General features: G+C 58.4%; 14 protein-coding genes. 4 read left to right on the forward strand and 10 right to left on the reverse strand.

What is annotated here, in order from left to right; genetic code table 11:
- Positions 1–67 precede the first annotated feature (67 nt).
- Positions 68–943, reverse strand: a complete 876-nt coding sequence (locus ACR3FC_RS07210) for a LysR family transcriptional regulator (RefSeq protein ID WP_480474076.1) — start codon at positions 941–943, stop codon at positions 68–70.
- Between the two features lie 100 nt (positions 944–1043).
- Here ACR3FC_RS07210 and ACR3FC_RS07215 point away from each other — a divergent pair, with 100 nt between their 5' ends.
- Entirely contained in the window at positions 1044–1202 is a 159-nt protein-coding gene (locus ACR3FC_RS07215; RefSeq protein WP_480474077.1) for a hypothetical protein, read from the forward strand.
- Positions 1203–1354: 152 nt separating this feature from the next.
- Here ACR3FC_RS07215 and ccoP read toward each other — a convergent pair whose 3' ends face one another.
- The 4 genes from ccoP to ccoN are packed head-to-tail and all read right to left on the reverse strand — an operon-like array spanning position 1355 to position 4765.
- Positions 1355–2218 (reverse strand): cytochrome-c oxidase, cbb3-type subunit III, encoded by an 864-nt coding sequence (ccoP, locus tag ACR3FC_RS07220; RefSeq protein ID WP_480474078.1) that lies wholly within the window; start codon positions 2216–2218, stop codon positions 1355–1357.
- Positions 2215–2400, reverse strand: a complete 186-nt coding sequence (locus ACR3FC_RS07225; RefSeq protein WP_209507756.1) for a cbb3-type cytochrome c oxidase subunit 3 — start codon at positions 2398–2400, stop codon at positions 2215–2217. The genes ccoP and ACR3FC_RS07225 overlap by 4 nt, the downstream gene beginning before the upstream one ends.
- 12 nt (positions 2401–2412) lie before the next feature.
- On the reverse strand, positions 2413–3141 hold the full coding sequence (gene ccoO, locus ACR3FC_RS07230; RefSeq protein WP_480474079.1) for a cytochrome-c oxidase, cbb3-type subunit II: 729 nt from the start codon (positions 3139–3141) through the stop codon (positions 2413–2415).
- Between the two features lie 16 nt (positions 3142–3157).
- Positions 3158–4765, reverse strand: a complete 1608-nt coding sequence (gene ccoN / locus ACR3FC_RS07235; protein ID WP_480474080.1) for a cytochrome-c oxidase, cbb3-type subunit I — start codon at positions 4763–4765, stop codon at positions 3158–3160.
- Positions 4766–4966: 201 nt separating this feature from the next.
- Between ccoN and ACR3FC_RS07240 the strand changes: the two genes are divergently transcribed.
- On the forward strand, positions 4967–5806 hold the full coding sequence (locus ACR3FC_RS07240) for a universal stress protein (RefSeq protein WP_480474081.1): 840 nt from the start codon (positions 4967–4969) through the stop codon (positions 5804–5806).
- Positions 5807–5845: 39 nt separating this feature from the next.
- On the opposite strand, the gene ACR3FC_RS07245 is transcribed toward ACR3FC_RS07240, so the two are convergent.
- Both ACR3FC_RS07245 and fnrL read right to left on the reverse strand, forming a co-directional pair.
- A complete protein-coding gene (locus tag ACR3FC_RS07245; RefSeq protein WP_209507747.1) occupies positions 5846–6100 on the reverse strand; it encodes a GlsB/YeaQ/YmgE family stress response membrane protein in 255 nt (84 codons plus the stop codon).
- 73 nt (positions 6101–6173) lie between these two features.
- Positions 6174–6917, reverse strand: a complete 744-nt coding sequence (gene fnrL, locus ACR3FC_RS07250) for a transcriptional regulator FnrL (RefSeq protein WP_480474082.1) — start codon at positions 6915–6917, stop codon at positions 6174–6176.
- Positions 6918–6978: 61 nt separating this feature from the next.
- Here fnrL and hemN point away from each other — a divergent pair, with 61 nt between their 5' ends.
- Positions 6979–8334, forward strand: a complete 1356-nt coding sequence (gene hemN, locus ACR3FC_RS07255) for an oxygen-independent coproporphyrinogen III oxidase (protein ID WP_480474083.1) — start codon at positions 6979–6981, stop codon at positions 8332–8334.
- 210 nt (positions 8335–8544) lie between these two features.
- Complete coding sequence (locus tag ACR3FC_RS07260) at positions 8545–10473, forward strand: elongation factor G (protein WP_480474084.1); 1929 nt, start codon at positions 8545–8547, stop codon at positions 10471–10473.
- Between the two features lie 24 nt (positions 10474–10497).
- Here the strand turns inward: ACR3FC_RS07260 and ACR3FC_RS07265 are convergent, their stop codons facing one another.
- Genes ACR3FC_RS07265 through ACR3FC_RS07275 form a run of 3 tightly spaced genes read right to left on the reverse strand, consistent with a single transcriptional unit; the run spans position 10498 to position 14273 of the window.
- Positions 10498–12075 carry an ABC transporter ATP-binding protein gene (locus ACR3FC_RS07265; protein WP_480474085.1) on the reverse strand — a complete coding sequence of 526 codons (1578 nt, stop codon included), beginning with the start codon at positions 12073–12075 and terminating at the stop codon, positions 10498–10500.
- Positions 12072–13178, reverse strand: a complete 1107-nt coding sequence (locus ACR3FC_RS07270) for an ABC transporter permease (protein WP_480474086.1) — start codon at positions 13176–13178, stop codon at positions 12072–12074. Before ACR3FC_RS07270 ends, ACR3FC_RS07265 begins: the two co-directional genes overlap by 4 nt.
- Entirely contained in the window at positions 13179–14273 is a 1095-nt protein-coding gene (locus ACR3FC_RS07275) for a microcin C ABC transporter permease YejB (RefSeq protein ID WP_480474087.1), read from the reverse strand.
- Position 14274: the final 1 nt, after the last annotated feature.

Below are 14274 nucleotides of genomic sequence, written 5' to 3' on the forward strand. Positions count from 1 at the left end.
TTCTTCCAGATCACGTGCATAGCAACTTTGACATGGGTCAAAACGCGCATCGTACAGACACCTTTTATCACATTTCCCGTGCCTGATGCCTCAACCACGTCACAAAAGTTCTGACAGCTGGTCTAAGTGCTGAATTTGGCGTCACAATATGGTATCCGCGAGTATCCGGCTCTGCATAAAGCTCGACAATACGACCGGCCTTGATGTCAGGCTCGACGAAATGTCGCACCGTGACAGTGACCCCCTGCCCGGCCCGCAGACCGTCCAGCACCAGGTTTCCCGGCAGCTCGGTCCGGCCCGCACCGCGTTCAGGACCGGCACCATGTTCGGCCAGCCAGGTCGTCGCCTCGGTGGTGCCGATTTCCTCGAGCCAGGGCAGTTGGGCCAACTCGGTCGGCGTCCATGACGTCTTTTCACCCAGCAGTTTCGGAGCGGCGACGATGACCACCGGCGACTGCAACAGCATCTCTGATTGCACACCGGTCCAACCGCCGGGGCCGTACCGAATGGCAATGTCGATCCCACCCGGTCGCAGTTCAACAACTTCGGCAGTGGGATCGAGGATCAGGTTCACCTCGGGATGGGTTTCGCGAAAAGCCGGTAGACGCGGCATCAGCCAAGAGGCCGCAAAAGAGGATGTCAGCGACACGTGGACCGGGCGATCCTGACCAGACCGCACCAAATCCCCCACTGCCGCCTCGATCGCGCCAAACCCGAGTTGCAGGGCTCGGGCCAGATGTTCACCATCGGCGGTCAGGGTCAGGGCCTTGCCTGTTCGATCCAGCAAGGCAGCACCCAGATGGTTCTCAAGTACGCGCAACTGCTGGCTAATCGCCGCATGGCTTACGTTCAACGCAGCACCAGCTTCGACGACATTGCGTTTTTCAGCAAATGCCGCAAACGCCCTCAGCGCGGCCAATGGGGGAAGCGACAACCAATTCATATGTAACCCTGACTTACACTATGGAATGGTATTTGAGTCGCATTCAGCACTTCAAAGGTCAATCTTTATTGCAGAGATACCCTTGCAGAGGAGACCAACCATGCTGACCGTTTTTGCCAGATCTTTCATGACCGCAACCCGGATCAATGCGCCGCATATTCGCGATGTGCCAAAACCGGGTCGCCACAAACGCCGTTGGCTGCCGGAAGGTCATTGGTGGATTAAAAACCCGCGCGAGGTGGATCCGAACAACTTTTGACGCAGGTAACAGTAAACCTGAATCTGGACCACAGGTTTAAGTGGCCTTATTGTGGGAAAAAAGCACCGGCTGTTCAGGAAACGCGCGAACAGATGGAACAGCCGGTGCCCCAGCCTTCGGGCGGCGAACCGCCCGAAGGTGTTCTTTAGATCTTACTGACCGCCGCCCAACTGGTGGACATAGGCAGATACGGCGCGAATCTGCGCCTCGGTCAGGCGGGTATCCCAGTTCGGCATGACACCAAAGCGGCTGTAAGTTACGGTTTCCGTCAGCATTTCTTCACTGCCACCGTAAAGCCAGATCGCGTCAGTCAGGTTCGGCGCACCCTGGAAGATATCGCCTGTGCCATCCTCGCCGTGGCAGGCCGCACAGTTGTCTTCGAAGACAACTTTACCTGCCTGCGCTGCCGCATCGTCGGTCTGGGCATTGCTCAGCGACATGACGTACTGGACCACCTGCGTGATTTCCTCATGTTCGAGGATTTCGCCAAATGCCGGCATCTCGGAATAGCGCGCATCGGCGCTTTCTTCGTTCCGGATACCGTAGCTGACGGTGTAAACGATATCGTCCAGCGTTCCGCCCCACAGCCAGGCATCATCCAACAGGTTCGGGAATCCCGGCGCACCCTGCGCACCCGAACCATGGCATTGTGCGCACCAGGTCCGGAACACCGCACCTCCCGAGTTCACGGCATATTGCTGCAGTTCTGCATCCTTGGCGATGTCTTCCAGCGAAGTTTCCACCAGCTTGGCGTTCCAGGGCGCGTTTGCCTCTTCGAAGGCAACCATGTCCTGCTGAACGTTTTCTCGGGTTGACCATCCCAGCACACCGGCTGTCGCGCCGTGGACCAAGGGCCAGGCCGGAAACATGATCGTATAGATCACGCCCCAGAAGATGGTGGCGTAGAAGGTCCATAGCCACCAGCGCGGCATGGGATTGTCGAATTCCTCAATCCCGTCCCAGCTGTGCCCGGTTGTATTTGGATCGCCCGGCTGTTTATCAGGTGTCTTGCTCATTGCCGCGCCTCCTTGGGTGTGGCGGGTTTGTCTTGATGCCGGAAGGGAATGTTGGCGGTGTCCTTGTATTCCTTGCTGGCACCGGGGCGGAAAACCCAGATCACGATGCCAACGAAGAAGGCAAACAACACAAGCAGCATCCAGCTATCCGCGAACTGTCGAAGAAGTGTGTATTCTTCCATCCCACCCTCCTGTTAACGGCTTGCATCCGGGGTAAAGGTCGAGAAATCGACCAGCGTACCCAGCATTTGCAGATAGGCGATCAGCGCGTCGGCTTCGGTCAGTTCAGGCTGACCATCGAAGTTGCGTACGTTGACCTTGTCACCGTACCGCTCCAGCAGACCGTCGTAGTCACTGTCCGGGTCGGCCTGCGCGCTGAAATCGGCAACCGCGTTTTCCAGCATCTCGTCGGTATAAGGGGTGCCGACAACCGCATTGGTCGCCATGATGTCACCGATATACTTGCCGTCGATCTTGCGATGTTCGAGGAAGCCGTATTTGGGCATCACCGATTCAGGCACCACAGACTGAGGGTCGCGCAGGTGGTCCATCTGCCACTGATCCGAATAGCGGCCACCGACACGCGCCAGATCAGGTCCGGTACGCTTTGATCCCCACTGGAACGGGTGGTCATACATCGATTCAGCCGCCAGCGAGTAGTGGCCATAACGTTCGACCTCGTCCCGCATCGGGCGGATCATCTGGCTGTGGCAGACATAGCAGCCTTCGCGGATGTAAATCTCACGCCCTGCCATTTCGAGAGGGGTGTAAGGGCGCATGCCCTCCACCTTCTCGATGGTGTTCTCAAGATAGAACAGCGGGGTGATCTGCACCAGGCCACCGATGGTCACGACCAGAAAGCTGAAGATCAGCAGGAGGGTCGCGTTGGTCTCGAGGATCTTATGTTTGTCGAGAATTGCCATTGCTCCGGCCCTCCCTCTATTCAGCAGGGACCGCGACGGTCAGGCTGGCCTCTTTGGCCGGCGCTTTCCGCACAGTCATCCACAGGTTGTAGCACATGATCACGGCGCCAGCGACGAACAGAACGCCACCCAGAGCACGCACCACATACATCGGGAACTTGGCGGCCACGGTGTCAGCGAACGAGTTCACCAGGAAGCCATTTGCATCCACTTCACGCCACATCAGGCCTTCCATGATACCGGTGACCCACATCGACGCGGCATAAAGCACGATGCCGATCGTGGCGAGCCAGAAGTGCCAGCTGACCATCTGCAGCGAGTACAGACGCTCGCGCTTCCAAAGCACGGGCACCAGGAAGTACAGCGCGCCAAAGGTGATCATGCCGTTCCAGCCCAGCGCGCCCGAATGCACGTGACCAATGGTCCAGTCGGTGTAGTGGCTGAGGCTGTTCACAGCACGGATCGACATCATCGGACCTTCAAAGGTGGACATGCCGTAGAAGCCGACCGAGATGACCATCATGCGGATCACCGGATCGGTGCGCAGCTTGTCCCATGCGCCCGACAGCGTCATCAGACCGTTGATCATACCACCCCAGGACGGCATCCACAGGATCACCGAGAACACCATGCCCAGCGTCGACGCCCAGTCAGGCAGCGCGGTATAGTGCAGGTGGTGTGGACCGGCCCAGATATACAGGAAGATCAGCGCCCAGAAGTGGATGATCGACAGCTTGTACGAAAACACCGGGCGTTCGGCCTGTTTCGGGATGAAATAGTACATCATGCCCAGGAAACCCGCGGTCAGGAAGAAGCCCACAGCGTTGTGGCCATACCACCACTGGATCATGGCATCCTGCACACCCGACCAGACGATGACCGATTTCGAACCCCAGATGCTGACCGGGATGGTCATGTTGTTGACCAGATGCAGCATGGCGACGGTGACGATAAAGGCCAGATAGAACCAGTTGGCCACATAGATGTGGGGTTCTTTCCGCTTGATGATCGTACCCAGGTAGACCGCCAGATAGGCGACCCAAACAATGGTCAGCCACAGATCGACATACCATTCAGGTTCGGCATATTCCTTGGACTGCGTTCCGCCCAGCACATAGCCGGTTGCGGCCAGAACGATGAACAGCTGATAGCCCCAGAACACGAACCACGCGAGGTTGCCGCCCCAAAGCCGCGCCGCGCTGGTACGCTGAACCACATAGAACGAGGTTGCGATCAATGCGTTACCGCCAAAGGCAAAAATGACCGCCGAAGTGTGCAACGGACGCAGACGACCAAAATTCAGATAACCCTGCGCCCATTCGAAGTTCAGTACCGGAAACGCCAGCTGAAACGCGATAAAGGTCCCGGCGAAGAACCCGATCACGCCCCAAAAGGCAGTTGCGATCACGCCATAGCGGATCACGTCATCCATGTATTCGCCCGAGCGGTCGATCTGAATATCTGGCTCGTCAGTGTTTCGAAGCGTCCAGATGAACAGGCCACCGGCGATGAGCATCACCAGCAGCGCATGTACCTGATACGCCAAATCGCGTGCATAATTGGTTCCGATCGCTGCAAACAGCGCGATCAGACCAAGCACGATCAGCTTGATGTAATTCGACATATTGCGTCCCTTTGCCATGCTCCGCGCGCTTTTGATTCTTATGACGCGCGAAACCCATTTGACTGGCTGCCGTTCTGAAGCACGGCCACCTTCATTGCTTTGATCTGTATCAAGACAGTCCAGCGTTTTCTATGACACGCATGGTAGTAGAAAAGGGCTAACAGGTCACATGAGACCAATTGCCCGAACCATGAGGTCAAAATGGCGTACAAATCTCTTCTCACAGTCATGACCGAAACGCAGACTGCACAGGCTGCTTTGGCGCAGATTGTGGCCCTGGCCGAGGCTCAGGATGCCCATGCCGAAGTCCTGTGTCTGGGCGTCGATCGCAGTCAGACAGGTTACTATTATGCGGGTGCCAATGCTTTGATCGTTCAGGAAACGCTGAACCGGGCCAATGCCGAGGCAAAGGATTTGCTGGCCTTTGCCAATGACTATCTCGGCAAATCCGGTGTGCGTTGGTCCGCCGAACACGGCGTTGCACAAATTGCCGATATCGGGCGCCACGTCGCGCACCGGGCCCGGTTTTCCGACCTTGTGATCCTGCCACATCCGTATGGTGAAGGTCGGGGGGCCGAGGCCGAGCCCATTATCGAAGCGGCCATGTTCGAAGGACATTGCCCTGTTCTTGTGGTTCCCGACAGCGGCGCGCCGTTGAAAGCGCCGGGCAACATCATGATCGCCTGGAACGAAAGCGTCGAGGCCATGTGCGCCATCCGGCGGGCCCTGCCCTTCCTCAAACGGGCCGAGATCGTCCGTATTGTGGTTATTGACCCACCACAGCACGGGCCAGACCGGTCGGACCCGGGTGGGATGCTGTCCCAGATGCTGGCCCGTCATGGTGTCAAATGCGAGATCGATGTGCTCAGCAAGACCATGACCCGCGTCTCGGATATCCTTAATCGCCACGCGACGGATACCGAATCGGACATGATTGTGATGGGCGCTTATGGCCACTCCCGCTTTCGCGAAGCCATTCTGGGCGGGGCGACCCGGAACATGCTGGAACAATCCTCGGTTCCGGTGTTCCTGGCGCACTGACCTAAACAAGCAAAAAGCCGCCTCGACAGGCGGCTTTTTTCACCCCCGACGAATGAGGCCGATCAGGAACAACAGGATCACGGCCCCAATTGTTGCGAAAAGGATCGACGACAACAGGCCCCCGCCAACAGAAAATCCTAGCGCCGGAAAGATCATGCCCGACAGGAACGCACCGACGATGCCGACGATAATGTTGCCGATCAGGCCGAACCCACGGCCCTCCATGATCTTTCCCGACAGCCATCCAGCGATTGCGCCAATGAACAGCATTGCCAACAGACTGCTGAACCCCATGCCACACTCCTATGTTAGTTCGTGAACCGACCGGATGGTCGCGGTAAGCGAGTTCTGCCGAGCGAAAGACCGGTCAGACCAGAAACCCGCCATCGGAATCGTCGCCTGCTTCTTCCATGAGCCGGCCAAGATCGGGGATGGTCACGTGACGTTTGCCTTCCAGCAAGATCAAACCGTCCTTTTTCAGAGCTGAGATCTGGCGGCTGACCGTCTCAAGCGTAAGTCCCAGATAATCCGCCATGGCCTCTCGGGTCAGGGGCAGATCGAACACGATCGGTCCCGACAGGCCCTTTTGACCAATCGACGCATCCCGGCGGGCAATGATCGATATCAGGCTGGCGATTTTTTCGCGCGCTGTCTTGCGACCCAGAACCAGCATCCATTCACGGGCAGCATCAAGCTCGTCCAACGTCATCTGTAGCAGGCGATGCGCGATGTGTGGCGTTTCGTTCATCAGCTCTTCAAATGGTTTCTTGCGGAAACAGCACATCACGACATCCGTTGTCGCCTGCACATCGTAAGGCGCAATGTCGCGCCCCGGGCGACCGACGAAATCGCTGGGCAAGAGAAGACCAACCATCTGGGTGCGCCCGTCTTCCATCGTTTGTGTCAGCGACGCGATTCCCGCGACGACTGAACCGACAAAATTCATCTGGTCGCCCGACCAGATGATGGTCTGACCCGCTTCGAAACTGCGGTAATACTTAATGGCATCAAGCGCTTCCAGCTCGTCAGCGTCACAGCGGGCGCAGACCGCGCGATGTCGTATCGGGCAGTCTGCGCAATTTGAATGATCGAACTGTGCTTTTATTGTCATCTGCGTTTCCACTTGATCTCCGTCAAAGCACCTAAGTCGCCTGCCCCCTAAGGGTATCGTCATGATAGTGAAACCACAATTGGCAAAGCTTGGACTTTTTGACGCGAAAGTACCGCGTTACACAAGCTATCCCACAGCGCCCCATTTCAACAATGACGTGGGGGCGGACATGTTTGGCGACTGGATTTCGGGAATCGAGCCCGGCAGCGCCATATCCCTTTATATCCACGTCCCGTTCTGCCGCAGGCTGTGCTGGTTCTGCGCCTGCAGGACGCAAGGCACACAAACCGACAATCCGGTGATTGCATATGTGGATGTTCTAAAAGCCGAGCTGGACCTGCTGGCGGCGCGCCTGCCCGCGGATGTGGTGCTGTCGCGCCTGCACTGGGGCGGCGGTACGCCAACGTTGTTGAACGCCCAGCTGATGCGCGATCTGGCACAGCACATTCTGGGGATCATCCCCATGGGGCCGGACGCCGAGTTTTCGGTTGAAATCGATCCGAACGAGATTGACGAGGCGCGTCTGGATGCGCTGGCAGAGGCAGGCATGAACCGCGCCTCGATTGGAGTGCAGGATTTCGACGATGAAATCCAGAAGACCATTGGCCGCATTCAAAGCTACGATACCACGCGCGACGCGATCGACATGATCCGCGCACGTGGCATTGCCAGCCTGAACGCGGATATCCTTTACGGGCTGCCACACCAGACGAAGGCCCGGATGACGGAAAGCGTGCAGAAGCTTCTGTCGCTCAGCCCGGACCGCGTGGCGCTTTATGGGTACGCCCATGTGCCGTGGATGGCCAAACGGCAGCAGCTGATCCCGTCGGACGCACTGCCAACGCCCGAACAACGGCTGGAACTGTTCGACACCGCCCGCCGCCTGTTCCTGTGGGACAACTACGCCGAGATCGGCATCGACCATTTTGCCACGCAGGATGACGGGCTGACCCAGGCCCTGCGCACGGGTCGTCTGAAGCGGAACTTCCAGGGTTATACCGACGATCAGGCCGATGTGTTGATCGGTGTCGGGGCCAGCTCGATCTCGCGCTTTCCACAGGGCTATGCGCAGAACGCCCCGGCCACATCCGCCCATACAAAAGCCATCCGCAACGGGCAGTTTTCGACGTCCCGCGGGCACTTGTTCAAAGGTCAGGATATTCTGCGCGCCCGTCTGATCGAAGCGCTGATGTGCGATTTCCGGATCGATTCGGCTGAAATCCTGCGCGATCACGATATCTCGGCCGCAGCGCTGAATGAGATGTATCGTGCCGCCAACGCCTCATTCGACGGGCTGCTGCAAATCAGCGAGGAAGGGCTGTTCATCCCCCCCGAGGCGAGGGCGCTGACCCGGATGGTTGCCCGCAGCTTTGACGCATACGACCTCAGCAAAGCCGGGCACAGCTCGGCGATCTGACCTTTTTTTCGGGCAACATTCAGCCCGTTGAGTACAAAACACATCGGGGGCTTGACGCACGCCTGCGGTTTTTCCCACACTCAAGCTGTGGGGTGATGTTTCGCCCTGCGGCCTGAGGCGGGCAAATTACAGACAGTCCTAGCTGACGCGACTGCGTCGGACGGCCCTTTTCGTGCAGCCATTCTGCAACCTGAAAGAGGGACAACACTCATGCGCGTATTCACCGTCCTCGGGCCCAGCCAGTCGGGCAAATCTACCCTGGTCGAGGCCATCAGCCGCCTCGACGGGCGCCCGACCACATTCGATGTTTCCGGAACCGTGCACTTGCACGGTTTTTCTTACCTGGACGAGCCCTGGTGCGCGATCGACGTGGATGGGGGTGGCGATTCCCTCGCGTATGTCGGCCCAGCCATGGCGATCTCGGATGCTGCCGTTATCGTGGTACCGCCCGATCCAAATGCCGCCGTGCTGTGTGCGCCGTATCTTCGGCTGGTGGAAGAGGCAGGCATTCCCTGTTTTCTTTTCATCAACCGCATGGACAACCCCAATGGCCGCATCCGCGACATCATCGCGGCGCTGCAAACCTACTGCACGCACCACATCGCCCTGCGTCAGGTTCCGATCCGCGAGGGGGACACGATCATCGGCGCGGTCGATCTGATCTCGGAACGGGCGTGGAAATATCAGGAGGGCCAGCCGTCGGCCCTGATAGAGCTGCCCAAATCTGTCGAGGATCGCGAGCAGGAAGCCCGGACCGAGTTGCTTGAGACACTTTCCGATTTCGATGACCACCTGCTGGAACAATTGATTGAAGACAAACAGCCCCCAAGCGATGAGGTTTATGAGCTGGCCGCGCAGGTTTTGCAGAATCATCAGTTGATCCCAGCCTGTCTGGGCGCCGCAAGCCACGGCAACGGGCTGACGCGCCTGATGAAAGCACTGCGTCATGAGGCCCCCGAGTTTGATATCGCCGCCGGACGAGACGAGGCCGCCGAAAACGCCCGTGCCATCGCGGGCTTTGCGGATGTCAAAAAGCATATCGGAAAGATCATCGTTCTGCGCGGCCTTGGGGACGGGGTAAAAGCCCATGAGGCGTTGGGCGGTGAAACGGTCGGCAACCTGACAACACTGGACGCCAAGACCCAGATCGCCGCGCTGGAGGCCGGGCAGATCGGACTGGCGGTCAAATCCGATCACCTCAACCCCGGATACATTTATGACAGTTCCTCCGCGACAGAGTTGCCAGAATGGGCGTCTTCTCATCCGGTTGCGCATCGTCAAGTCGTCTCGCCCGCGCATGAGCGGGACGATGTGCGCCTGTCAAACGCCCTGAGCCGTCTGGCCGAAATCGATCCGGGCCTGCATCTGCAACAGGATGAGATGAGCGGCCATTCGATTCTGGGCTCGCAAGGTCCGCAACATATGCGCCGCGTGACCGCCAAGCTGGCAGAGGATTTCGGGATCGAGATCGAGGCGGAACAGGTGGAAACCGCCTATCGCGAAACCATCCGCGCAACGGTTGAGCATCGCCATCGCCATCGCAAGCAATCCGGCGGCGCGGGGCAATTCGCGGATGTGGTAATATCGGTCGCGCCATTGCCGCGCGGATCGGGGTTCCAGTTCGATGAAGTGGTCAAGGGCGGTGCCGTTCCCAAAAACTACATCCCGTCGGTGGAACACGGGGCCAAGGACGCATTGGAACAAGGCCCCGAGGGCTTTCCGGTGGTTGATGTCAAAGTGACCCTGAGCGATGGCAAACACCACAATGTGGACAGTTCGGATTACGCCTTCCGGACCGCAGGCAAGAACGCCGTGCGCGAGGCATTGCCGCAAGCCAAACCTGTGGTCCTGCAACCGATCCTGAGCGCCGAGATACACTTACCCTCGGCTTTTGTGGGCGATCTCGTACCAACGATCAGCACCCTTCAGGGGCAGGTTCTGGGATTTGAGGGCAACCCGAATGCAACGGGCTGGGAGATATTCAACGCCCAGTTGCCCGCCGTTGCCGAGGACGAGCTGCACCGCACCCTTGCCAGTGCCACACGTGGAACTGGGTGGGTCAAGCTGAGCTTTGATCACTATGAAGAACTGCGCGGGCCTGTGCCCCAGTCATCGGCGCGAGAAAAAGCCAGCGCCTGACGCGCGACACCGGGCGGGCTGTTCTCAGCCCGCCGCTGCGATCAATTCGCGGGTATAGTCGGTCTGGGCGTTTTCGAACAAATCCTCTGCCGCGCCCATTTCGACCACATCGCCGTTTCGCATGACGATCACGTTGTGCGACATGGCACGGACCACTTTCAGGTCATGGCTGATGAACAGATAGGCCAGCCCGTATTTCTGTTGCAGATTGCGAAGCAGATCGACGATCTGAACCTGAACGGTCATATCCAGCGCGCTGGTCGGCTCGTCCAGAACCAGCAGTTTGGGACGCAGAACCATTGCGCGCGCAATGGCGATGCGCTGACGCTGACCGCCAGAAAACTCGTGCGGGTATCGATCCATCGTCGCCGGATCAAGCCCCACTTCAGTCATCACCTCGGCCACAAGTTCGCGTGGCGCGCGGTCCGGGTCGACTTTGTGAATGGCCAGACCTTCCGCAATGATCTGCTGGCAGGTCATCCGCGGGCTGAGGCTGCCAAACGGGTCCTGAAACACGATCTGCATGTCCTTGCGCAACCGGCGCAGTTCCCGCGTGGACCATTTGCGCACGTCCTGATCACGAAAGGTGATGCCACCCTCGGACGCGATCAACCGCATCATGGCCAGCGCCAGCGTGGTCTTGCCTGACCCGCTTTCGCCAACAATCCCCAACGTCTCACCCGCGCGCACGCTAAGGGTCGCGTCGTTCACCGCTTTCACATATCCAACCGTTCGCTTCAGAAACCCGCGCTGGATCGGGAACCAGACCTTAAGGTGGTCGGTGCGTGCGACCTCTTCCGCATCTGAGGCAACGGGTTCAGGCCGACCCGACGGCTCCGCCGCCAGAAGTTTGCGGGTATAGGGGTGCTGCGGGTTTTCGAATATCTCGGCCGTCACGCCGGTTTCGACAATCTCGCCGTCTTTCATCACACAGACCCGGTCGGCAATGCGGCGCACGATGCCCAGATCATGGGTGATAAACAGCATCCCCATGTTTTCCGATTTCTGCAATTCAGCCAGCAGTTCGAGGATCTGCGCCTGAATGGTCACATCCAGAGCCGTTGTCGGCTCATCCGCGATCAGGATGTCCGGTTTGTTGGCAAGGGCCATTGCGATCATCACCCGTTGCCGCTGACCGCCCGACAACTGATGCGGATAGCTGTCCAGCCGGTCTTGAGGATCGCGGATACCGACCTTGGTCAGCAACTCGACAATCCTGTCTCTCGCCACATCGCCCGCCACCCCCTGATGCAGGGCCAGCGATTCAGCCATCTGTTTCTGGATCGTGTGCAACGGGTTCAGCGAGGTCATCGGCTCCTGAAAGATAAAGCTGATGTCGTTGCCCCGCACATCCATCAGACGCTGTTCCGAGGCGCCAATCATCTCTTGCCCGTCATAGGTGACCGAGCCGTCGACCAACGCGCTGTCGCCCAGCAGGGAAACGGTCGATAACGCCGTCACGGATTTTCCTGATCCGGATTCGCCCACCAGCGCGACGGTTTCACCCCGGTCCACAGTGAAGGACACGCCTTTGACCGCCGCGTTGACCTGCCCATCCTGACGGAACGAGACCTTGAGGTTTTTCACATCCAGCAAGCTCATGAGAAGGTCTTTCTGGGATCAAACGCATCGCGAACGCCTTCGAAGATGAAGACCAGCAGCGACAGCATAATGGCAAAGGTGAAGAAGGCGGTGAAGGCCAGCCACGGGGCCTGAAGGTTCTGCTTGGCCTGCAAGGTCAGCTCTCCCAGCGAGGGGGCCGAGGACGGCAGGCCAAAGCCCAGATAATCCAGCGAAGCCAGCCCGCCGATGGTTCCGGTGACGATGAACGGCATGAAGGTCAGCGTGGCCACCATCGCATTGGGCAGCATATGACGGAACATGATCGTCATGTTGCCCACGCCCAGCGCCCGCGCGGCGCGCACATATTCAAGGTTCCGCGCCCGCAGGAACTCGGCGCGGACCACTCCGACCAGCCCGGTCCAACTGAACAGGATCATCAGCGCGACCAGCAACCAGAAACTTCGCCCCAGCACCGCAAACATGATGATGATGACGTAAAGCGACGGGGTTGCGGACCAGATTTCGATGATCCGCTGAAAGATCAGGTCCAGCCACCCACCAAAGAACCCTTGTATGGCCCCGGCGAAAATCCCGATCAGGCTTGCCGCGCCCGTCACAAGCAGCGTGAACAGGATCGACAAACGAAAGCCGTAAATCACGCGGGCCAGCACGTCGCGCTTGGTATCATCGGTACCCAGCAGGTTCTGGCCGTTGGGCGGCAGGGGCGCCGCGCCGGGCCGGTCCACCGAGGTATTGAAGGAATAGGGGATCAACGGCCAGAGCGACCAGCCGCGTTCAAAACCCTCAGCCTGGAACGTTCCGGCGTCGATCTGTTCGATGATGCCTTCGGGATCATCGAAACAGTCTTCCAATCCACCGCTGTCGATCAGGCACTGAACTTCGGGGTCGCGATAGATCGCTTCGGTCTGGAAATCGCCGCCAAATTCGGTTTCGGCGTAGAAGTTGAAGATCGGCGTAAAGTACTCTCCCCGATATTTCACAAGGATGGGTTTGTCGCTTGCGATAAACTCGGCAAAGAGCGACAGGCCAAACAGGATCGAGAAGATGATCAGCGACCAGAAGGCCCGTCTGTTGCGGCGGAAGTTGCTCCAGCGGCGCTGGTTCAGCGGGGACAAAGCCATTTACCCCTCCCGCTTTTCGAAATCGATGCGCGGGTCGACCAGCACATACATCAGGTCGCTGATGATGCCGACGACCAGCCCCATCAGACCGAAGATGAACAGCGTGCCGAAGATCACCGGATAATCGCGCGCAACGGCAGCCTCGAACCCTAATCGGCCCAGACCATCCAGCGAAAAGATCGTCTCGATAATGATCGACCCCCCGAAGAACACACCGATGAACACGGCCGGGAACCCTGCGATCACGATCAGCATCGCGTTTCGGAAGACATGATTATAGAGCACCTTGCGCTCGCTCAACCCTTTGGCGCGGGCTGTCATGACGTACTGTTTCTTGATCTCGTCCAGAAACGAGTTCTTGGTCAGCAGGGTCAGCGTCGCAAAGGCCGAGATCGTCAACGCAATCGTCGGCAGCGCTATGTGCCAGAAATAATCCGTGATCTTGCCAAAGAAACTCAGGCTGTCCCAATTGTCCGACGTCAGACCGCGCAGCGGGAAGATTTGCCAATATGATCCGCCAGCGAAGAGCACCAGCAGCAGGATCGCAAACAAAAAGCCCGGAATGGCATAGGCCACAATAATCGCCCCGCTTGTCCAGGTATCGAATTGCGATCCATCCTTGACCGCCTTTCGAATACCCAGCGGGATCGAGACCAGATAGGCAATCAGGGTCGACCACAGCCCCAGCGAGATCGAGACCGGCATCTTTTCAAGCACCAGGTCGATCACACTGATCGAGCGGAAATAACTCTCGCCGAAATCAAACGTCAGATAGTTGCCCATCATGATCAGGAACCGTTCAAGCGGGGGCTTGTCGAAGCCGAATTCTTTTTCGAGTTCGGCAATAAACTCGGGCGGAAGGCCGCGTGCGCCGACATATTTGTCGTCGAAGACACCGCCCGCCGGTTCGGAACCCGCTCCGGCATCGCCCCCACCGGCGAACCCGGCGAATACGTCACCCTGACCTTCGATTTGCGCGATGATCTGTTCGACCGGCCCGCCAGGTACGAACTGGACCAGCGTGAAGTTGACGATCATGATACCCAGAAGGGTCGGAATGATCAGCAATAAGCGTCTTAGTATATAGGCGCCCATG

It is taken from the genome of Ruegeria sp. AF3, assembly GCF_056536285.1.

What these genes read in the sequence shown, in the direction of transcription:
- ACR3FC_RS07210 (WP_480474076.1), bottom strand. Translation starts at nt 943, where the DNA reads ATGAATTGGTTGTCGCTTCCCCCATTGGCCGCGCTGAGGGCGTTTGCG.
- ACR3FC_RS07275 (WP_480474087.1), bottom strand. Translation starts at nt 14,273, where the DNA reads ATGGGCGCCTATATACTAAGACGCTTATTGCTGATCATTCCGACCCTT.
- hemN (WP_480474083.1), top strand. Translation starts at nt 6,979, where the DNA reads ATGATAGTGAAACCACAATTGGCAAAGCTTGGACTTTTTGACGCGAAA.
- ACR3FC_RS07215 (WP_480474077.1), top strand. Translation starts at nt 1,044, where the DNA reads ATGCTGACCGTTTTTGCCAGATCTTTCATGACCGCAACCCGGATCAAT.
- ccoN (WP_480474080.1), bottom strand. Translation starts at nt 4,765, where the DNA reads ATGTCGAATTACATCAAGCTGATCGTGCTTGGTCTGATCGCGCTGTTT.
- ACR3FC_RS07270 (WP_480474086.1), bottom strand. Translation starts at nt 13,178, where the DNA reads ATGGCTTTGTCCCCGCTGAACCAGCGCCGCTGGAGCAACTTCCGCCGC.
- ACR3FC_RS07260 (WP_480474084.1), top strand. Translation starts at nt 8,545, where the DNA reads ATGCGCGTATTCACCGTCCTCGGGCCCAGCCAGTCGGGCAAATCTACC.
- ccoO (WP_480474079.1), bottom strand. Translation starts at nt 3,141, where the DNA reads ATGGCAATTCTCGACAAACATAAGATCCTCGAGACCAACGCGACCCTC.
- ACR3FC_RS07265 (WP_480474085.1), bottom strand. Translation starts at nt 12,075, where the DNA reads ATGAGCTTGCTGGATGTGAAAAACCTCAAGGTCTCGTTCCGTCAGGAT.
- ccoP (WP_480474078.1), bottom strand. Translation starts at nt 2,218, where the DNA reads ATGAGCAAGACACCTGATAAACAGCCGGGCGATCCAAATACAACCGGG.
- ACR3FC_RS07225 (WP_209507756.1), bottom strand. Translation starts at nt 2,400, where the DNA reads ATGGAAGAATACACACTTCTTCGACAGTTCGCGGATAGCTGGATGCTG.
- ACR3FC_RS07240 (WP_480474081.1), top strand. Translation starts at nt 4,967, where the DNA reads ATGGCGTACAAATCTCTTCTCACAGTCATGACCGAAACGCAGACTGCA.
- ACR3FC_RS07245 (WP_209507747.1), bottom strand. Translation starts at nt 6,100, where the DNA reads ATGGGGTTCAGCAGTCTGTTGGCAATGCTGTTCATTGGCGCAATCGCT.
- fnrL (WP_480474082.1), bottom strand. Translation starts at nt 6,917, where the DNA reads ATGACAATAAAAGCACAGTTCGATCATTCAAATTGCGCAGACTGCCCG.